The organism is Taibaiella soli (assembly GCF_003236175.1).
GTDB lineage: Bacteria > Bacteroidota > Bacteroidia > Chitinophagales > Chitinophagaceae > QKTW01.
Genome location: NZ_QKTW01000006.1, coordinates 183,668 through 203,960 on the forward strand (window position 1 = coordinate 183,668; position 20,293 = coordinate 203,960).

Below are 20,293 nucleotides of genomic sequence, written 5' to 3' on the forward strand. Positions count from 1 at the left end.
CAACAAACCGGAAGGCTTGTTATCGCTGGCAATCTTTTTGTTTCAGGGATTAGCTATTCCAATTTTGACCTTATTCTGCGTAAAGTATCTGACAAAACACAATCATCAGATGTTTCAAATAGCACACAACTATGATAACTATCTATTTCCTGTATTGCGCTTCCGAAACCTGCTCCATCCATTCCACCACCTTCCCGTTCAGGCTTTCCTGAATGGCGATGTGCGTCATGCCGTTTGTTGCCGTTGCTCCGTGCCAATGTTTTTCATTCGCATCAAACCAAACAATATCGCCAGGAAAAACTTCCTCAACCGGGCCACCCTCTTTCTGCACCCAACCGCAACCCGAAGTAATAATCAAAGTCTGCCCCAACGGATGTGTATGCCACGCAGTTCGTGCACCGGGCTCAAATGTAACGCTGGCAGCGGCTCCACGTCTGGAATCATTTGGGTTGAATAAAGAATCAATTCGAACCGCTCCGGTAAACCAATCTTCCGGACCTTTTGCTGAAGGTTGTGTGCCAATTTTTGTGATTTGCATGGTCGCTTTTTTGCTTTCACCGAAATTAAACAATTCAAAAGTCTGTTTTCCTGTAAGCCTTTTTGAAAAAGGGGGATTTATCGACCACCAAACACATGAAAACATTTTGAATTCGTTTTTAATGCACCTTTGTGCGGACAATCCAAATACAATAAACTTTAAAATCACAAAAATGGAAGGCAAGTCAAATCCAAACGGAATCAAAAACATTGTACTGGTACATGGCGCATTCGCCGATGGCTCTGGCTACAAAGGCATTTATGAACACCTTACCCAACAGGGGTACAACGTCACTATTGTGCAAAACCCTTTGACTTCATTGAAAGATGATGTGAAGGCGACCAACGCAGTGCTCGATGCACAAGACGGCCCCGCAATTCTTGCCGGTCATTCATGGGGCGGTGCAGTGATTACAGAAGCGGGCAACCATCCAAACGTGGCAGGCCTGGTTTATATCGCCGCTTTCCAACCCGACAAAAACGAATCGGCACTGACCTGGTTTCAGTCCGCACCGCCCGCACCGGAAAACGGCATATTACCGCCAGACGATAAAGGGATTGTTTACTATGACAAAGCAAAATACCACGGTGGTTTCTGCGCCGATCTGAGCAAGGAACAGGCAGCATTTATGTACGCTTCTCAAGGCGCTTTTTATGGCGAATGTTTTGTAACGCCGCTTAGCGAAGCGGCTTGGAGAAACAAACCAAGTTTTGCCGTGATTGCGACAGAAGACAAAAGTATCAATCCAGATATTCAGCGCAACATGTATCAGCGTTCCAATACCAAAGCGACAGAAATTAAAGGCAGTCACGTTGTGTTTATGTCCCAGCCGCAAAAAGTGGCCGCTGTTATCGTTGATGCCGCTCAGACTGTTTCTGGTAATTAAAAAGCTAAAAAACAAGATTGTAATTCGCCCCATCCGCCTGTTTGCAGATGGGGTTTCTTTTATGATGCCGTTCCGGAAAAAATAAATTTTGCGCAACCAAATGATTGCACTTATATTTGCAACTGAACGGTTGCTTAAAGTAAAGAATGATGCGCAGAGATGTTTTTCAGGCTATAGCCGATCCGACAAGAAGAGCGATTATCGCGTTGATCGCCCTCCAGGCAATGACACCAAACGCGATTGCCGAACACTTTGATTGCAGCAGGCAAGCTGTCTCCAAACATTTACAAATCCTGACGGAATGTGAACTGGTAAAACAAGAACAGAACGGAAGGGAAATTTACTACCAGCTGGAAGTAGAGAAAATGAAAGAAGTAGATAAATGGCTGGAACAATTCCGGAAAATCTGGGAAACAAAGTTTAACCAACTCGATGAACTATTATTAAAACTCAAAAAAAATCAATAATGAAAATGCAATTCGATTTCCTTGTTGACAAGGAACACAACACGCTCACTATTAAACGTGAATTTGCCGCCGGTCGCCAACTCGTTTGGGATGCCTACACTAAAAGCGAACTGCTGGACCAATGGTTTGCTCCAAAACCACTGACAACAAAAACAAAATCGATGGATTTCAGAAACGGCGGACACTGGATCTATGCGATGGTAGAACCTAATGGCACGGAATATTGGGGCCGCCTGGACTATATTTCCATCAATCCGATCGACAGCTATTTGGCGCTGGATGCATTTGCGGATTCAGAAGGCGTCATCAATCCAAATTTGCCAAGAGCCGAATGGGCGGTGAGTTTTCACGAGAAAAATGATCATTCGCTGGTAGAAACGGTTGTAAAATATGAATCACTGAAAGATCTGGAAACTGTAATACAAATGGGAATGCAGGAAGGCTTAACTTCAACACTCGAAAGACTGGACGATCTTTTGCTTACCCTTACCAAATAAATTACTGCGAAAACTACTCAAACAATGAAAAATAAAATTCTGTTTGTTTTATGTCTGCTCGCCGGACTGATGTTCATCAACTCTGGTCTCGACAAATTTTTCCACTACATGCCAATGCCGAAAGACTTACCGGAAAAGGTGATGAAAACCGGAATGGCGTTTATGGAAATTGGCTGGCTTATGCCGTTGGTAGGAGCCATTGAAATCATTGGCGGCGTACTGCTGATTATTCCGAGAACAAGACCACTGGGCGCTATTGTACTACTGCCGATCTTAGCAGGTATTCTGCTGGCAAATATCAATATGATGCCGTCTGCCTTGCCGATTGCCTTTGCGTTGATCGCAATCATTCTTTGGGTAATCATCGACAACAGAAAGAAATATCTTCCGATGATAAGCTAACCCTGAGCGCAGTCAAAGAATATATCAAACACAACAGTCAGGTGGCTCAAAGTCGCCTGACTGTTGCATTTTTGTCTACAACTCTAATTAATGCCTTCCATTTAAACAACAAAAGAATAGCCGCACGATTATTGGCCTTAGTAAGCTATCTTAATACTAGAACATTCAGAAATGATGCACTCTATAATTTCCTGTCCGGAACTTGAACTTATAAATAATCACCTGTTTCAACCCTGCAGATTTTACATTTCAAATGTTGAAACCGATCCGGAAAGCATCGAATATTCGGGTTATAATTTCACCCTCAACGACCAAAATATAAAATTCAGAGTTGCCAAAATTACCCCGACAAAAACCGGTCAGTTTGTAACAATCTGGAAACGGAACGAAAAAGGCGTTGCTGAACCGTTCCATATAACAGACAATTTCAGTTCGCTCATCGTTGCTACTCGTACTGATAAGAATTTTGGTCTTTTTATTTTTCCTAAAGAAGTTTTGCGCGAGCAGAAAATATTATCAGACGATAATTCGGCAGGCAAACGTGGCATACGCGTCTACCCTCCCTGGGACATAACAACGAACAAACAAGCACAGAAAGCGCAGCGTTGGCAAACAGAATATTTCATTGATCTTTCAGGAAACGATTCAACAGATTTTGAAAAAGTAGCGGAATTACTAGGCTGATGACGATTAAACGTACCATGTCAACGTTTCAACGTATTGACCTTTCAACCAATCAACGCAACATTTCAACCTATCAACTTGTCAACCTAACTTTGCGGGTATGAATATTGAGATCTGGTCGGTTGGAAAAGAAAATGAACCTTTCATTGAAGATGGGCTGCGCTATTATTTTCAGAAAACGAAACCGTACAATCCGGTAGAACTGGTCATTCTGCAACTGCCTAAAAAAGCCGCCACCACAGACATAGAGCGTGCGAAACTTGCGGAGGAAGAAATGATCCTGAAAAAACTCCAGCCGCATCATTATCTCATCCTGCTCGATGAAAGAGGCAAACAACTCAATTCCATTCAGTGGTCGCAGCAATTCCAGCAGCTTATGAACCAGGGTACAAAAACGCTGGTACTACTTATCGGCGGAGCCTTTGGTGTAACCGAAAATATCCGCAAGCAGGCAAAACAATGCTGGTCGCTTTCTCCGCTGGTTTTTCCGCACCAGATGGTAAGACTTATTCTCGCCGAACAGGTATACCGCTCGTTCAGCATTTTAAACAATTCTCCTTATCATCATTCATAAACGCTATTTTCACGTCAGAATCTCTGAAACATTCAATGCATTTCGGCACATATACTATCCTGATCGTCATTATCACCGTTATCATTTCTATACGGGCATTCAGTGACACCAACCTTATGAACAAGCTTATTCTCTGGCCGCGCCGTATGGACCGGCCTTCGGAATATTACCGCCTGCTTTCCTCCGGCTTTATTCATGCCGACGGATCGCATCTGTTCTTCAATATGTTTACGCTGTTCTTTATCGGATCTGCTGTAGAAGCTGAATTTGCTTATTTCTCCAGCCATTTCCTATATCTGGTACTTTACCTGGCGGGAATTGTAGTGGCGTCGCTGCCCTCTTTCTTTAAGAATAAAAACAATAGCTATTACCGTTCTCTGGGCGCTTCGGGCGGAGTTGCCGCGGTGCTGTTTTCATCTGTGTATTTTTCGCCATGGGCGCCGCTGCTCATCTGGTTTATCAAAATGCCAAGCATTGTTTTCGCGCTGATCTATCTCATTTACTCCATGTATATGTCCCGCAAAGGCGGTGGTTACATCAATCACGATGCCCATTTCTGGGGTGCTGTATTTGGCATTGTATTTACCTGGGCTATTGACCCGTCACACGGACAATTATTCCTGGAACAGATATCTCATCCTAGCTGGTAAACTTCAGTTGACAATGGGCAGTCGACAGTGCTCATGGTTACGTAAAGCACTAACTACAACTTATAACGTACAACTTAAAACTTATCTCCATTCCATTTTCAGCACATGCTGTGTATCTGGCTTTAGCTTAAAACGTTCATCTAAACGCATTCCAGCTACCCACACGATCCGCTCACCGGAAACCAATACCCATGCGCGCTCTTTTTCGTGAATCGCTAGTTTTTGCTCGATGAAAAATTTACTGACCTTCTTCTTTTTCATATTCATGCCAAACGGATAGAAATAGTCGCCAATCTTCCACTTGCGCAGCACCAGCGGAAATTCCATTTTACTGAAATCAACGCAGGCAATGCTTTTATCAGTTGGAATCACATCCAGGCCTGTATGAATAGAAAGGTGCAAGCTGCCATCAGCTGTATGTACTACGCCCGGCGCACCTTCTATCAGAATAAGATCTGTAGCTTCTGCTGCCTGTTCTGTAATAACTAAAAAATCGCGGTGACGAATAACCCGGTGCGTGGCAGAATTTGCATAATGTCCTGTTTCCGTTTCGAGCAATTGTAATAACTGCGACACCTGCGCCGAGCTGAAACCGTATGGATGAAACAATTCATAAACCATCGTTTCGAGCGCCTCTTGTTTTCGCAATTTTTTCACTGGAATATACCAGTCTTTGCCGCGCTGCTCTATCAATCTTTTCTTTTCTTTTTCTATTTGTTTGCGATATAAAACTTCCGCCTGTGCAAAACGCGCAATGCTTTCATTCACCTGCTGCACAACGTTTGGAATACGGGCTTCCACAACAGGAATCACATTATTGCGAATAGCGTTACGCAGATAAACATCAGTTTCGTTAGAAGCATCTTCACGGAACGGAACGGCATTTTCAGCCGCATACTGGCGGATTTCCTCTTTATTTACAAAAAGCAGCGGACGAATAATACGGTCGTTTTTCTCACGAATACCATGCAAGCCACTAATGCCTGTTCCTTTGAAAAGGTTCATCAGCACGGTTTCCACATTATCATTGGCATGATGGGCAGTTGCTATAAAATGATACCCATGAGTAGTCCGCAGATTATCGAGCCATTCATAACGCAATACACGCGCAGCTTCCTGCGTACCCATCTTCCATTCCTCCTTTACTTTTTTCGTGTCAAAGCGCACCTGAAAAAACGGAATATCATGCTGTTTCGCCCAGTCTGTTACTAGCTGTTCATCTAGATTGGAAGCTTCGTCGCGCAACTGATAATTGCAATGCGCCATCCCGAATTTTATTCCGCTACGACGAAACAAATCCGCCAGCACCATGGAATCTACGCCACCACTCACTGCCAGCAATATCTGCTGGTCAGCTTCTGCCAGTTGTTTGCTTTTCCAGTTTTCTCTAAATAATTGTAACAGATCTTTGGTCATGTTTTAATAAGCTAAATCTTCGTAAGCACCTTGCAATTCATTGTACGTATGCATATCGCCAGCCTGTTTAGCCGCCGCCATCCCTTTTTCATAAATGGCAATTGCCTCTTGTGTCGCTGCAATGCGTTCCAGCAATTTACCCAGATGATAGTATGTTGCAATATATCCCGGATCGTGCTGCAGATTTCTTTCAAAAAGCAGTTTTGCCTCTGTTTCATCGCCCAGTTTCACGTACTCCAATGCCAGTGCGTGGTTCAGAAAACAATCGTTTGGCGATGCAGCGAGAAAGGTCTTTAGCTTCTCTATACGTTCGTTCATAAATTCCCGTTAGTCGGTGTAAAAATAAGAAGCCCGTTCTTGCCTTTCAAGAAAATCGGCAGAACGGACCTCAGAATATTTACGAAACCTGATTATTTAGTAATCAGCAGACGTGTTTGCAGTTTGTTGTTACCTGAATTTTCATCAACGAAAACAACAGTATACAGACCGCTTGACAGCAACGAGGTATTCAATACCTGATGGCTGCTATGACTAGCCTGTTCAATTACTGTTCTACCCAGGGCGTCAATCACACGGATGGTACCATTTACGTTTGAAAGGCCGTTGATATCAATGCTTACAGCATTTGAAGCTGGGTTTGGATAAGCAGTCATTGAAACATTCACGTTCGCAACTTCAGGAACCGCTGTAGGGTTGCCATCTACAGTGAAATACTGCACGAAACCACAACCGAAATCCTGTCTGTACGAACCAGTATAAGAAGTGCCATTCAATGGAATTGTACCTGCAGTACCTGTTTTTCTGATCGTGATGCTACCTGGAGAGTAGTAACCTTGCCAAGCCCACCAGTAAAGACCGTCGCAGTTGCCGTCAATAACTTGCAACTTATAAGTACCATGAGATCCCAGCCATAAAGTATCTGAGTAAGTAGTGCTACAATTTGCATTCGTGCGGGAAGCAACGATATTGCCGGTCATATCAGTCATTATCCAGCTTGCGTCGCTTATGCTTGAAGAGGTACCCACATTACCATTTACATCCTCATTGTTTGTTTTCAGTTCAACTACGATTCTATTTGGCCATATTGGAGCAGCTACAAAGTTGCTCTGCATGGTATCGTTGGTCTGATCATTGTCAGTAATTCCATTTACAGAAACGATATTTACAACAAATGGATACACGCCGTTACCGCCATTCAGCGACAGCGCCTGTACGGAACCTGAAATAGGAAGTGCAAGAACTGAATCGGCCATCGCAGACAATGAACCTGTCCATGTGTATTGTGTTTTAATAGAATCTTTCACACCGTAGCTGAATACGATAGACGTGATGGCACTGCTGCCGGCATTGTGTACGCGAATCATCGGAATTGTAGAAGGATTTTCACGGAAATATCCTTCGTAATTCGTCGGAGAGATGATATCCTCGATAGATGCATCCAGCGTATGATTCATGCTACCATAGTAAACTGCAGCTGCAGTGTTGGTATAAGAACCAAAGTTGTGGTGCGTACCGTTGGTATAGTTGTTAAAGCTATAATCGATATCTACCGTATACGGAGTGCTCGCAGTTACGCCGTTCAGCTTATGTACATTGGTATGAACAAATTCACCCGGACACCAGTTGCCACGGTCATAAATCCAGGTACCACCTTGCGGATATATTTCATTATAACCGCAGGTCGGACGCCAAACAGATTTTTGTGCGACCTGTGTGTTATTTACCAGAACACGATAATCCTGGCTATAAAATTCACAACAACCAGTAGTACTGTCCGAACCGTGACCAGTTACGTTGTATCTCATTTCGGCAGAAACAGTACCCGCCGGCGCCGTTTTCGTTTTTGGCGACAGGTGGTTGTCTATCGGATCTGACGGATTACCATAATTGTAACTACCGTCGTACAGTTTATCTACGCCCAGTACGTTTCTTTCCGGAGTACCTTCAATAAACGCGAATTTGATATTAGCAGTGAAACCCCATGAATAGCCAGAGTAGAACATACGAACAGTAGCGCTGTCTTTCAGCACAGGATAATAATCAGTTACATCGTAGATATAACGGTGTGTCCAGGTCAGCGGATAAGTCGTTGCATACGGTGTGATCATGCGGCCTAATTCAAGCGTATCACCCGCTGGCGTCATGATATAATTCTGAACCGTGTAATCCCACTGGTGGCAATACTGATCGCCCGAAGGACAACTAGTTTCGCCCAGTGTGTAGATCATGTAGATTTTGCGATAACTTATCGTGTCACTCGGGAATGCAATAGTAGTATCGTATGCCCCGTAATGTCTGATATTGTTAAGCACTTGTGCCTGTACCCAGGTAGTATCGCCCGGGCTTGCTTTTGCTGAGAAGAAACCGGCAAAGGTTGCCAGTAAGAGGTAAAGATGTTTCTTCATTTAGTTGTTGTATTATATTTTGATTAAAGGTTGGTAAAGATAAAAATTTCAAACTTTTAATGTATAAATGATATCTATTGATTTCGGCTCCCATTTAAATCGTACCTTTGCACACTTAAATTTTAATTATGTCGGGATTTACCGTAGCGATAGTAGGCAGGCCAAACGTAGGAAAATCAACACTTTTCAACCGTTTACTCGAACAAAGAAAAGCGATTGTTGATGACGTCAGCGGGGTAACCCGTGACCGCCAGTACGGCGTTGCGGAGTGGATCGGCAAAAAATTTAACCTTATTGATACCGGCGGTTTTGTTGCTAAATCAGATGATGTTTTTGAAAGAGAGATCCGCAAACAGGTAAAAATAGCCCTTGATGAGGCCAATTTGCTGTTGTTTGTATGTGATACCGTTACCGGAATTACCGATCAGGATGAGGAAATGGCGCATTTGCTGCGTCGTTCTGATAAGCCTGTATTGCTGGTTGTCAACAAAGTAGACAATGCAGAGCGTGCACTGGATGCTACTGAATTCTATTCCCTCGGTTTCGATGAAACTTATTTCCTGTCTTCTATCTCTGGTAGCGGCACAGGTGAGCTGCTCGACAAAGTAGCAGAACATATTCCGACAGAAGATGTACCTGTTGATGAAAATGGCAACGAAATCGAAGTAGAATCCGAAGTACCACCATTGCCGAAATTCGCCATTATTGGTCAGCCGAATGCGGGTAAATCTACCCTGCTGAATGCGCTGATCGGCGAAGAAAGAACCATCGTTTCAAACGTTCCGGGCACTACGCGAGATACCATTCACACACACTACAAGCAATTCGGCAAGGAGTTTGTGCTCATCGATACAGCCGGTTTACGTAAAAAGAAAAACGTTCACGAAGATCTCGAATTCTACTCTGTGATCCGCGCCATCCGTGCGATGGACGAAGCCGATGTGTGTATTCAGCTCATCGACGCCGAAAAAGGTATCACAGCGCAGGATGTCAGCATTTTCTCACTCGCTACACGTAAAGGGAAAGGCATTGTGCTGTTGATCAATAAATGGGATCTCGTAGAGAAAGAAACCAATACTGCCCGCGATTACGAAAAAGAGATTAAACAGAAAATTGCACCGTTTACCGATGTGCCTGTAATCTTTGTTTCAGCGCAGGAAAAGCAACGTATTTTCCAGGCAATGGAAAAAGCACTGGAAGTTTATGAAAACCGCGCCCGCAAAATTCCTACTTCGCAGATCAATGAAGTGATGCTGAAGGAAATTGAACGCTTTGCACCACCAATGACGCGTGGTCATTCAGTGAAGATCAAGTTTGTGATGCAATTACCGACGGTTGTGCCATCATTTGCATTCTTTGCCAACTATCCTGAAGCGATTAAAGATCCATATAAAAACTTCCTGGAGAACAAATTACGCAGCCACTACAATTTCAATGGCGTGCCGGTGCGTATTTTCTTCCGTAAGAAGTAGGTGCATAATTTCCAGTAACTTTATAATCTAAAGCGAAATTGTATGTCGGTGAATGAATTGCAGCAACGGATTATTGACGAGGTGCTGAAAATGGAGAGTCCGGAGTTGCTTGAAAAATTTTACAAGCTTCTGGAAATGGAAAAAGAAGAATATGTCTATCAACTTTCGGAAGAACGAAAGTTGATAATCAGGGAAGCACAAGCTGAGTATAAAGCTGGGAAGTATATCACACAAGAAGAACTGGACAAGGAACTTGATGAATGGCTCGAAGAATAATATGGACGTTAATTGCCAGAAAAGAACTTAAGGAAATTCTTGCTTATTGGAAAGAACGAAATAGGTCAAATGTATATTCAAAAAAGCTCAAAGCCGCTATTGCTTTTACTGTAACCGAGGTGGCCATCAATCCAAAAATCGGAAGTAAAACAGCTAGTCCCAACGTTCGCAAAAAGGTTCTAAAGGACTACATAATCGCATACGAAGAAATAAAAAGCGGAATTCTGATATTGTCCGTCTGGGACACTCGCCAGAATCCGGAAAAATTGAAAAGCAGATTAAGTGAAAAGTAAAACACTCAAAAAAGACAAGGTAAACATCATTACCCTCGGTTGTTCGAAAAACCTGGTGGATAGTGAAGTATTAAGCGGTCAGCTGAACGCAAACGGCATCAAAGTGGTGCACGAAAACGAAAAGCTGAATCACAATATCGTGGTGGTGAACACTTGTGGCTTTATCGATAAAGCAAAAGAAGAAAGCATCAATACGATTCTGGAGCAGGTAGAACTGAAACGTGAAGGCCGCCTCGACAAAGTGTATGTGACTGGCTGTCTCAGCGAACGCTACCGCCACGATCTGCTCAACGAAATTCCGGAGGTGGATGCATGGTTCGGAACCATGGAATTGCCACTGATCCTGAAACAATTTAATGCAGATTATAAGCAAGAGCTGATCGGTGAACGTCTTTTGGCTACGCCGAAGCACTATGCTTATCTCAAAATATCCGAAGGTTGTAATCGTACTTGCTCGTTCTGCGCGATTCCGTTGATGCGTGGCAACCACGTTTCAAAAACTATTGAAGAGGTAGTAAGCGAAGCGAAAAAACTCGTGTCAATGGGCGTGAAGGAAATCATGCTGATTGCGCAGGAGCTGACTTACTACGGCCTGGACATCTATAAAAAACGTGCATTAAGCGAATTGCTGAAACATCTTTCTGATGTGCCAGGTCTAACTTGGATTCGTCTCCACTACGCTTATCCTTCCAAATTCCCATTGGACATTCTGGACGTAATGCGTGAACGTGACAACATCTGCAATTACCTGGACATGCCGCTGCAACATATTTCCAACAATATGCTGAAAGCGATGAAACGTCAGATGGACAAGCAGGAAATTTATGATCTGATCGGTGCTATCCGCGAAACAGTTCCGGGTATTTGTCTTCGTACAACGCTCATCACGGGTTTCCCGGGCGAAACAAGAGATGATGTGGAAGAACTGAAATCATTCCTCGAAGATGTTCGTCTGGATCGCGTAGGTATCTTTACTTATTCGCACGAAGAAAATACTTCGGCTTACGAGTTGGAAGATTTGATTCCTGCAGAAGAAAAAGAAGCGCGCGCACAGGAAATCATGGAAGTGCAGCAGGAAATTTCTTACGAAAAAAATCAGGAAAAAATCGGACAGACTTATAAAGTACTGATCGATAAAAAAGAAGCTGGCCGTTACCTGGGCCGTACTGAATTTGACAGTGTAGAGGTAGACAATGAAGTAGTGATTAACGGTACTGACGAATTGCCGATTGGTGATTTCGTAAACGTGAAGATTACGAAAGCTTATGACTACGATCTGGAAGGTGAAGTGGTTGCTTAAGCATACGACAACAACATAATTGATAAAAGCCTCGCGGTTTCGCGGGGCTTTTTCATTTCTGACACAGGAGTTAGTGTAGCACTCTTGTGTCTTGAAAATGGCCAGTCTCCATATTGGTATTAGTAGTAACTGTCAAAGACTGCTGATATTGTAGATACGAGTTACCCTCGGTAAACTCGCGCAGTAAAACCAGTTCAAATAAAAAGCCCCAACATTTCTGCCGGGGCTATTCTATTTCTTCGCACTCGAATGGAGTGGTGAAAATTATTTAATACCGAGTTTTGCTTTTACTAAAGGCAGGATATTGTCTGTTTCTTTAGCATACAGCAGAGAACCTGCGGAAGCATCAAATACATAATCGTAACCTTTTTCTTTCGCTACTTCTTTGATTGCTTTATCAGCTTTTTCCAGCAGTGGTTTGTACAGCTCCTGGCGTTTGTTTGCAACTTTTTCCTGAGCACTTTCGTTCGTAGACTGCATTCTTTCCTGCAGCTGTTGAATTTCTTTATACTTCACTTCTTTCACGGCATCGGTCATTGTTTTTTCATTTGCCTGAAAGTCCTGCACTTTTTTGTCATACTCTTTAGACATAGCATCGAGCTGGTCCTGGAAAGATTTTGCATAAACTTTCAATGCAGTATCCGCCTTGCTTACGTCTGGCATCATGGAAAGCAATTCCTGAGAATTTACATAACCGAATTTAGTCTGAGCCTTCAGTGCTGTTGCTCCGAACATTAAGCCGATGGCGAGAAACAATACAAACTTTTTCATTTTTAGATTGGTGCGCTTTTTTAATCTTTTGAAGTGCGAAATTATGATTGCAGCTGCAAATTAACTGCCATTATTTGTTTATTCCAAGTAATTTTAACACATCGTCGCTACGGTCCAGCTTGGGGTCAGCATAGAATAGTGTTACTCCACCCGCTTTATCCAGTACCATGTCATAACCTTTATTGCTGGCCATTTTCTGAACTGCGTTGTATACACGATCCTGAATTGGCTTCACCAGCTCCTGACGTTTTTTGAACAAATCACCCTCGTAGCCGAAATGCTGTTTCTGTAAATCTTTCGCTGCTTTTTCCTTTTCAACGATTTCATCTTCACGTTTTTTCCGCACATCGTCGCTCAGCATCGCACGTTCGGCCTGGTAAGACTTATACATACGGTCCACTTCCGCCATGCGCGTATCTACCTCTGTCTGCCATTGTTTAGACATCTGATCAAGGCGTGTTTGTGCGTCTTTATAATCAACCAGTTTTTCGAGAATGTATTTAGAATCGATGATGCAATAACGTTGTGCCTGAGCTGCGAGCGCAGTACCAAACACAAACAGAATGCCAAGAATCACCTTTTTCATATGCCGATATTTTTATAAGGTTAGCAAATAATTTTAACAAATCTATTATTCCGGTTCGAAGCCTAACATGAATGTGAACTTAGACATGTCTTTGAAGCTGGTAATACCGTTGGCCGGATCGTAACGATCGAAACCGATACCGTAGTCAAGACCAAGGAGACCGAACATCGGCAGGAAGATACGGATACCCACACCCGCGTCACGATTCAATCTAAACGGATTGTACTGTTTGAAATTGTCCCAGGCATTCGCAGCATCCACAAACATCAAACCATAGATAGTAGATGTAGGACTAAGTGAGAATGGATAACGAACCTCCGCAACGAATTTATTGAAGATCGTTGCATTCTGCGCGTACACCTCATAACCACGCTGAGAGATGATGTCTTTACCTACGAAGTAAGAATAACCGGAGAGACCGTCACCACCGAGCTGGAAGCGTTCAAACGGCGAGAAACCGAGTGCAGGATCGTAGTAACCCATGAAGCCCATTTTGGTAGAGAGCTTGAATACGAGGTTACCAGCGATTTTCTGATACCAGTCTGCAGTGAATTTATACTTATGGTACTCTACCCACTTATACTTTTCAGAAGAAGTTTCGTTCGCGTAATCTTTATTGGAGAATGCACTGTACGGCGGTGTGAACTGGAATGTAAAGCTGATATTAGAACCGCTACGAGGATACAAAGGCTGATCTACAGAGTAACGAGCCAATACGACTTTCGCGTAAAGGTTATTACTGTAACCATTGTTGAAATCGCCTACCAGAGCGTAATCTTTCAGATAATAATTCTGATAGTTCAGGCCGTAAGTCAATACGAAGTTATCATCCGGCCATTTCAGACGTTTACTGAGTGAAATACCACCACCGACCGTACGGATGTACGACAGATTTGGATCGGTACCGTATGAAGAACCCGAATATTTACTGTACACAAAGCTTGTGGTGAGAGCGTTTGGTTTTTTACCGCCCAACCATGGCTCAGTAAATGAAGTATTGAATGAGTTGTAATAAGCACCGTTTGAAGAGAAGTTGATTGAGAACTTCTGTCCATCACCCACTGGGAGCGGATCCCAATATTTCGGTTTGAAGATATTACGGATCGAGAAGTTGTTGAACACAACACCGATGTTACCGTAGAATTTCACACCACCACCGAAGCCGGCAGAAAGCTGCAACTGATCGCTTGATTTTTCAGCAACCGTGTATTCAATATCCACTGTTCCGTCTTCCGGATGCGGTTTCGGTTGAATACCGATTTTCTCCTGATCAAAGAAGCCCAGGTTGGCAATCTCACGCTGAGAGCGAATCAGATCAGAACGCTTAAATTTATTACCGGGCAATGTACGCAGCTCACGACGGATGACGTGTTCATTCGTACGGTCGTTACCAGCAATCGTAATATTACGGATCGTTGCCTGCTGACCTTCAGTAACACGCATTTCATAGTTAATGGTATCACCTACAACAGATGTTTCCACCGCATCTACGTTAAAGAACAAATAACCATCGTCCATATAAAGACTACTAACGTCTTCACCACCTTCAGGGCTCAACTGTTTACCCAAACGTGTATCCAACAATTCCTGGTTATAAACATCACCTTTTTTAATACCTAAGATAGCAGACAATTCTTCGTCCTTATATTTAGTATTACCCTTCCATTTGATATCACCAAAATAGTAACGGTGGCCTTCTTTTACCTTGATATTAATATTAAGGTTGCCGTTAGCTACAGTATAAATGGTATCATCTTCGATTATCGCATCACGATAACCCAGCGAGTTGTAATACGTAACCAGCGCTTGTTTGTCATCTTCGTATTTCGACTGATTGAATTTCGAAGAGGAGAAAAAGTTCGGACGGAAATAAGGATTCAGGGCATCCAGCGTTTTAGACACAGACAGGAAGCCGAAGTTCTTTACATATTTACCGAATGAGCGTTTTGTCGTATCGTCATATGCATTGATTGCATCCGCAGGATATGCAGAGAGGCGAGCCATCTGTTTAGAAGACTTCAGCGTACGTTTCAGACGAGCTTCAGAAGCATTTTCATTACCTGAAATACTTACGTTGTTGATATGCGTTTTGCTGCCTTTGTCAATATCAAACGTTACCACAACCGAGTTTACGCTGAATGAATCCGGATGTTCCAGCACTTTCACTTTAATATTACCGTATCCTTTTTCTGCATAGAATTTGCGGATACGTTCCACAGCTTCTTTTTTCACACCATCCGTGATTACGCGTGCGCGCACCAGATTAATCTTATCTCTTAACTCTGTAGCTTCCCCTTTGCGGATACCTTTAAAATTATAGCGACCCAGTTTCGGGCGTTCTTCTACTACAATATTAAGGAACACTTTATCACCAACATATTTAGCGATATCGATGTGTACGTTGGCAAACAACTCCTGTTTCCAAAGATTACGGATGGCTTTAGCGATGCCGTCATCATTCGGCAAATGCACTTTCTGACCTACCGTAAGGCCAGTTACTGCCAGCAACAGATCTTCGTCGAGGTATTTTGCGCCGGTTACCGTAATACCACCGATCTCATATTCCTGTGGTTTTGATGGCGTAGCCGCGGCACTACTACCTGACTGGTAACGACCCAACGAAGGACGGCTACTGCTGTCGCGGCCAATCTGAGCCTTTGCGGTAGCAGCCATCAATATCAGGCAACCAAAAATAACATAGCAAAAATGCTGTGTGAATTTATACATGCTGGGGTGTGTTCGTTTGGATTTGTTCGCTGGTTTTTCCGAAGCGGCGTTCTCTCTGCTGATAATTAAGAAGCGCTTCATATAAATGTTGTTTACGAAATGCAGGCCAATGCACCGGGCTAAAATAAAGCTCGGCATAAGCCAGTTGATACAGCAGAAAATTACTGATGCGATGTTCGCCACTGGTGCGTATCATCAGTTCCGGATCAGGAAAAGCAGCCGTATTCAGATATTGATGGAATAGACCATCATTAATATCTTCTGGTTTAATTTTTCCTGCTACAGCGTCCATTGCAATTTTGCGGGCAGCCTCTGTGATTTCCCACTGAGAGCTGTAACTAAGTGCCAGAATAAGATTGAGACCGGTATTCATGGCCGTGATCTCTTTGGCTTCATTAAGTTCTTTCTGACAAATTTCCGGCAGACTTTCAAAGTCTCCGATTACATGCATCCGAACATTATTTTGTTTGAGTTCGTCAACCTCTTTACGAATTGTATTCACCAGCAGTTCCATCAAAGCGTTTACTTCTTCTTTGGGACGGTTCCAGTTTTCAGTAGAAAAGGCGTATAGCGTCAGGTAAGGGATGCCCAGTTCCGCACAGGTATTTACCATTTCACGCACACTGAGAACACCTTCATGGTGGCCGTAAACGCGGTCTTCTCCACGTTCTTTTGCCCAACGGCCATTACCGTCCATAATAACGGCGATGTGCTTTGGCAATTTATTTCGGTCGATGGCTTGTAAAACCTCCATATCTGTGATAACACTCTTTTTATAAAGGGTGTGCGAAGGTACAAAAATAGATGCTTGGTTCATGTATCAAAATAGCGGTTTATAGTTTAACGCCATTTTAACGGTGCCAAAACACTGAAAATCTGCGTCGGACGTGGCTTTCCCAGCCAATTAACACATTTTGAAAAAAGAACAGATCATACGCTGGAAAAATGTTCATATTTTATTGTTTCGGAGATTTCGTAATTTATTTATTATTTCGCACCAGTATGATTACCAATCTCAGCAGTCAGCACTCTGTTCTTAATGAATGGGTTCGTGAAATCCGCGACATATCGGTACAAAACGACCGGATGCGTTTCAGAAGAAATATGGAACGTATCGGCGAGATCAGCGCCTATGAAATCAGTAAGCTGCTACCTTATAGAGAGGTAACGATACAGACGCCAATGGGGGAAGCACCATGCCTGGAACTGGAAGCGCAGCCCATTTTGGCTACGATCCTCCGCGCAGGCCTGCCGCTACATGAAGGGTTACTGAATTTCTTTGACCGGGCAGATTGCGCTTTTATAGCTGCCTACCGGAAACATCACAGAGATGGTTCTTTTGAAATTGAACAGAATTATATGACCTGTCCGGATATTTCCGGCCGGCCACTTATTATTGCCGATCCGATGCTGGCGACTGGCTCTTCATTAGTTTTAGCCATCGAAACGCTGCTGGAAAATGGCAAACCATCCCAAATTCACGTCGTAACGGCTATCGCATGTACCGTCGGTATTGAATATGTAAAACGCCGTTTTCCACAAGTCCATGTTTGGGCAGGCGACATTGACGACGAGCTCACAGCTAAAGGATATATCGTTCCGGGGCTTGGAGATGCCGGTGATCTTTCATACGGCAATAAACGTCAATCATAACCCAACCAAAATATTATAAGGCGCTGTCTTGCATAGTAAGAATTTTTACCTTATTTTGGCTTGCAGAAACTTAGTTTAACCATTTCATAAAATTTCCCAGATGAAGAAAATACTACTCGGAGTTGGCGTTGCTATGATGACCGTAGGCGCTCTTAAAGCTCAGGATGTGCACTTCACTCAATATTTTGCATCACCCCTTACGCTCAACCCTGCATTAACTGGTCTTACTCAGGGAGATGTACGTCTTGCAGCAAACTACCGCGCTCAGTGGATGTCTGTTAATTCAACTCCTTATATGACAGGGACCATTTCTTATGACATGGCTACGCTAAAAGGGAAATTACCGGAAGGCGATGCATTGGGAATTGGTATCTTAGGCCTTTATGACCGCTCTGGTAAAGGAGCATTGAGCAATACAACCGTTGGTTTGTCAGTAGCTTATCACAAATCATTGGGTGCTGAAAAGAAACATACGATCTCTTTAGGTATTCAGGGTTACCTGGTTCAGAAATCAATTGATTTCAGCAAAGTAAAATTCGAAGATCAGTTTAACGCTGCAACGGGTTATGACGATCTCCCAACCAATGAAAACTTTGCAAATAAAGATCTTACATACCCAGACTTCAACGTGGGTCTGATGTACACTGGCCGTTTGAACGAGCACGCTACAATGTATGCTGGTCTTTCGGTTTATCACCTCACGCAACCAGTCGAAACATTCATGGGTGGCAGCCAGAAAATCGCTACCCGCGTTTCTACTTACCTCGGTGGTTCATTTGATCTGAATGAAAACATGGTGTTGTATGCAAGTGGTTTGTACCAATCTCAGGCTAAAGCATGGGAAGCACTCGTAGGCGGCGCTGCAGGCTTTGTACTGAATCCTGGCCATGACATGGAGTATCAGAAAAATACCGTTTTCTATCTCGGCGCATGGTATCGCTACGGTGATGCACTTTGTCCTTACATCGGTTTCGAATGGTCAAAAATGCAACTGGGTTTCAGCTACGATGCTAATATCTCTAAATTCACTGCCGCTACAAGTGGTGTAGGTGCTTATGAAATTTCCCTGATCTTCAACGGAAATATCAACAAACGCGGCCCTCAGCCAAACTACAACTTCGCTTGTCCTAAGTTCTAATAACACTACAGGAAATATTTTTGAAAAGTGCCAGAATAACATCTGGCACTTTTTTTGTGTAGCAGTAATTATCTAACAACAGGTTAAATGGTTCGAAAGCTTCAATTTGCATTAATTTTCTTGGGCGGAACGCTTCTTACAAGCGCCTGCAAGTATGTGCACAGACCACCGGCAAACACAGCGGCAACCATCAAAGGTCATTGGGTAAACAGCACGCTTATTCAGCAAATTAAAGACTCAGGCGCGACTCCAAAAACAGATTTAGACTGGTTGTACGCAGAAATGATATTTGATGGCAAAGATTCCGTTTCTGTGGATAATGGCTTTGAAACGCCCTATAAACTGCATTATGCGCATCTCCAGCAAAACCGCTACCGGATTCGTTATGCGGCGGAAAGAAAGGATTTGGATATCTATTTCGCTGTAGACTCCGCCAAAATTACAATCACCGACTCTTCTGGCAAGAACAAAGTCCCGCTGCATTTTACGCAGGTAAATACCGATACATCGCTCAAGCCTGCATTTCCACAGGCAGCCAATGCAGCTATTATTGCGGGCAACTATATTGTTTATAAAAACGATAAAGCCACCACAGAAAAAATCAGTTTCAGCGCAGACGGCACCATCAATGGTTCACAGGATTTCGTAGGTTATGCACTTTGTTACTCCGGTGACTGCCTCGAAGAATCTGCAGATATAACCCAGACAACGCTTTTATACCTGAAATCCGGACCAGAAAAATTGCTAAAAGGCGCGCCAGACACGGATATCTATATCTGGAAGAAGGATTATAAAAACAAACGGTTGTCTATTTATCAGTTGGCCCCATCGAATCCCGACATTCAGGGTGCGCGGAAAACGATGGGCAAAATTCTGGAACTAGGCTGGTAATTTCAAGCCTTTTCCTTTGCTGACATACTTATTGTCTTTGATGTAAAATCGATATGGCAGATACGCGTCTTCTTTTGCGTAAGCTACCCCAACCCTCGTATCTGCCACAATCTGGCTTTTGGGGATTTTAATACCCCGGTCTTCTATATATAGCAAGGAAGATTTTTCGCTCAGATCTAGTCCCGTGTCTTTTGTATAAATAGCCAGGGCTTCGCTCAATGCCCCAGGGCCGGCCGAGAGCGCGGGTGCAAGTTTCTCCTTTTTTCGGCGATGCAACATAATATCAATGCCATCTACCGGCTCCACAGCGCGGATCAGTACTGCATGTGGGATTTCAGCCTCGTTGGTTACGACATTAAACAGATGGTGAATACCATAGCATAAATACACATAAGCCTTGCCGCCGACACCATACATTATTTCCGTCCTTGCCGTACGCCGGTTGCCGAATGCATGAGAAGCTTTATCGATGGCACCTGCATATGCCTCCGTTTCCACAATCATACCGGAAGTATATTCACCATCATGATTGGTCACGAGAAACTTACCCAGCAGGTCTTTTGCAATTTGTACTACATTTTTCCGGTGGTAGAATTCAGGCTTTAAAATCATAAAATCGGCAGCGATTATAAATTTAAAGGTCGGAAAATTCGAATGATTTTAGATT

23 protein-coding genes are annotated in these 20,293 nt (G+C 43.3%); 14 read left to right on the top strand and 9 right to left on the bottom strand.

Features of this window, described 5'->3' with window-relative positions; translation table 11 throughout:
- Positions 1-142 precede the first annotated feature (142 nt).
- Positions 143-538, bottom strand: coding sequence for a (R)-mandelonitrile lyase (locus DN068_RS04400; protein WP_110997747.1), 396 nt, complete (start codon positions 536-538; stop codon positions 143-145).
- 172 nt (positions 539-710) lie between these two features.
- Here DN068_RS04400 and DN068_RS04405 point away from each other — a divergent pair, with 172 nt between their 5' ends.
- The 7 genes from DN068_RS04405 to DN068_RS04435 all read left to right on the top strand — a co-directional run bounded on the left by DN068_RS04405 (position 711) and on the right by DN068_RS04435 (position 4,698).
- Positions 711-1,424 carry an alpha/beta hydrolase gene (locus DN068_RS04405; protein WP_243630093.1) on the top strand — a complete coding sequence of 238 codons (714 nt, stop codon included), beginning with the start codon at positions 711-713 and terminating at the stop codon, positions 1,422-1,424.
- 149 nt (positions 1,425-1,573) lie between these two features.
- Positions 1,574-1,891 carry an ArsR/SmtB family transcription factor gene (locus tag DN068_RS04410; protein WP_110997749.1) on the top strand — a complete coding sequence of 106 codons (318 nt, stop codon included), beginning with the start codon at positions 1,574-1,576 and terminating at the stop codon, positions 1,889-1,891.
- Positions 1,891-2,388, top strand: a complete 498-nt coding sequence (locus tag DN068_RS04415; protein WP_110997675.1) for an SRPBCC family protein — start codon at positions 1,891-1,893, stop codon at positions 2,386-2,388. Before DN068_RS04410 ends, DN068_RS04415 begins: the two co-directional genes overlap by 1 nt.
- A gap of 24 nt (positions 2,389-2,412) precedes the next feature.
- Entirely contained in the window at positions 2,413-2,790 is a 378-nt protein-coding gene (locus DN068_RS04420) for a DoxX family membrane protein (protein WP_110997676.1), read from the top strand.
- 171 nt (positions 2,791-2,961) lie between these two features.
- Positions 2,962-3,474 carry a MepB family protein gene (locus DN068_RS04425; RefSeq protein ID WP_207798849.1) on the top strand — a complete coding sequence of 171 codons (513 nt, stop codon included), beginning with the start codon at positions 2,962-2,964 and terminating at the stop codon, positions 3,472-3,474.
- Between the two features lie 100 nt (positions 3,475-3,574).
- On the top strand, positions 3,575-4,048 hold the full coding sequence (locus DN068_RS04430) for a 23S rRNA (pseudouridine(1915)-N(3))-methyltransferase RlmH (RefSeq protein WP_110997677.1): 474 nt from the start codon (positions 3,575-3,577) through the stop codon (positions 4,046-4,048).
- A gap of 35 nt (positions 4,049-4,083) precedes the next feature.
- The gene (locus DN068_RS04435; RefSeq protein ID WP_110997678.1) at positions 4,084-4,698 is read left to right on the top strand and encodes a rhomboid family intramembrane serine protease; all 615 of its coding nucleotides are present in this window, start codon (positions 4,084-4,086) and stop codon (positions 4,696-4,698) included.
- 81 nt (positions 4,699-4,779) lie between these two features.
- Here DN068_RS04435 and tilS read toward each other — a convergent pair whose 3' ends face one another.
- The 3 genes from tilS to DN068_RS04450 all read right to left on the bottom strand — a co-directional run bounded on the left by tilS (position 4,780) and on the right by DN068_RS04450 (position 8,519).
- Positions 4,780-6,114, bottom strand: coding sequence for a tRNA lysidine(34) synthetase TilS (gene tilS / locus DN068_RS04440; RefSeq protein WP_110997679.1), 1,335 nt, complete (start codon positions 6,112-6,114; stop codon positions 4,780-4,782).
- Between the two features lie 3 nt (positions 6,115-6,117).
- A complete protein-coding gene (locus DN068_RS04445) occupies positions 6,118-6,432 on the bottom strand; it encodes a hypothetical protein (RefSeq protein WP_110997680.1) in 315 nt (104 codons plus the stop codon).
- Between the two features lie 92 nt (positions 6,433-6,524).
- Positions 6,525-8,519, bottom strand: coding sequence for a T9SS type A sorting domain-containing protein (locus DN068_RS04450; protein WP_110997681.1), 1,995 nt, complete (start codon positions 8,517-8,519; stop codon positions 6,525-6,527).
- A 128-nt stretch (positions 8,520-8,647) separates the two neighbouring features.
- Here DN068_RS04450 and der point away from each other — a divergent pair, with 128 nt between their 5' ends.
- Genes der through rimO form a run of 4 tightly spaced genes read left to right on the top strand, consistent with a single transcriptional unit; the run spans position 8,648 to position 11,860 of the window.
- Positions 8,648-9,991 (top strand): ribosome biogenesis GTPase Der, encoded by a 1,344-nt coding sequence (der, locus tag DN068_RS04455; protein ID WP_110997682.1) that lies wholly within the window; start codon positions 8,648-8,650, stop codon positions 9,989-9,991.
- Positions 9,992-10,033: 42 nt separating this feature from the next.
- Positions 10,034-10,267: a hypothetical protein gene (locus tag DN068_RS04460; RefSeq protein WP_110997683.1), complete on the top strand. Its 234-nt coding sequence runs from the start codon at positions 10,034-10,036 to the stop codon at positions 10,265-10,267.
- Positions 10,252-10,560, top strand: a complete 309-nt coding sequence (locus DN068_RS04465; RefSeq protein ID WP_110997684.1) for a type II toxin-antitoxin system RelE/ParE family toxin — start codon at positions 10,252-10,254, stop codon at positions 10,558-10,560. Before DN068_RS04460 ends, DN068_RS04465 begins: the two co-directional genes overlap by 16 nt.
- Positions 10,550-11,860: a 30S ribosomal protein S12 methylthiotransferase RimO gene (rimO, locus tag DN068_RS04470; protein WP_110997685.1), complete on the top strand. Its 1,311-nt coding sequence runs from the start codon at positions 10,550-10,552 to the stop codon at positions 11,858-11,860. The genes DN068_RS04465 and rimO overlap by 11 nt, the downstream gene beginning before the upstream one ends.
- A gap of 264 nt (positions 11,861-12,124) precedes the next feature.
- Here the strand turns inward: rimO and DN068_RS04475 are convergent, their stop codons facing one another.
- The 4 genes from DN068_RS04475 to DN068_RS04490 form a co-directional block, all read right to left on the bottom strand.
- Complete coding sequence (locus tag DN068_RS04475) at positions 12,125-12,631, bottom strand: OmpH family outer membrane protein (RefSeq protein WP_110997686.1); 507 nt, start codon at positions 12,629-12,631, stop codon at positions 12,125-12,127.
- A gap of 70 nt (positions 12,632-12,701) precedes the next feature.
- Positions 12,702-13,217, bottom strand: coding sequence for an OmpH family outer membrane protein (locus DN068_RS04480; protein ID WP_110997687.1), 516 nt, complete (start codon positions 13,215-13,217; stop codon positions 12,702-12,704).
- A 45-nt stretch (positions 13,218-13,262) separates the two neighbouring features.
- Positions 13,263-15,944 (bottom strand): BamA/OMP85 family outer membrane protein, encoded by a 2,682-nt coding sequence (locus tag DN068_RS04485; RefSeq protein ID WP_207798850.1) that lies wholly within the window; start codon positions 15,942-15,944, stop codon positions 13,263-13,265.
- Positions 15,937-16,761, bottom strand: a complete 825-nt coding sequence (locus DN068_RS04490; protein ID WP_243630094.1) for an isoprenyl transferase — start codon at positions 16,759-16,761, stop codon at positions 15,937-15,939. Before DN068_RS04490 ends, DN068_RS04485 begins: the two co-directional genes overlap by 8 nt.
- A 185-nt stretch (positions 16,762-16,946) precedes the next feature.
- On the opposite strand from DN068_RS04490, the gene upp reads away from it, so the two are divergent.
- The 3 genes from upp to DN068_RS04505 all read left to right on the top strand — a co-directional run bounded on the left by upp (position 16,947) and on the right by DN068_RS04505 (position 19,626).
- Entirely contained in the window at positions 16,947-17,597 is a 651-nt protein-coding gene (upp, locus tag DN068_RS04495) for a uracil phosphoribosyltransferase (protein ID WP_110997752.1), read from the top strand.
- 100 nt (positions 17,598-17,697) lie between these two features.
- On the top strand, positions 17,698-18,735 hold the full coding sequence (locus DN068_RS04500; RefSeq protein ID WP_110997689.1) for a PorP/SprF family type IX secretion system membrane protein: 1,038 nt from the start codon (positions 17,698-17,700) through the stop codon (positions 18,733-18,735).
- 87 nt (positions 18,736-18,822) lie between these two features.
- Positions 18,823-19,626, top strand: a complete 804-nt coding sequence (locus DN068_RS04505; protein ID WP_110997690.1) for a hypothetical protein — start codon at positions 18,823-18,825, stop codon at positions 19,624-19,626.
- Here the strand turns inward: DN068_RS04505 and DN068_RS04510 are convergent.
- Positions 19,615-20,238: a DNA-3-methyladenine glycosylase gene (locus DN068_RS04510; protein ID WP_110997691.1), complete on the bottom strand. Its 624-nt coding sequence runs from the start codon at positions 20,236-20,238 to the stop codon at positions 19,615-19,617. The two genes, DN068_RS04505 and DN068_RS04510, sit on opposite strands and share 12 nt — an antisense overlap.
- Positions 20,239-20,293: the final 55 nt, after the last annotated feature.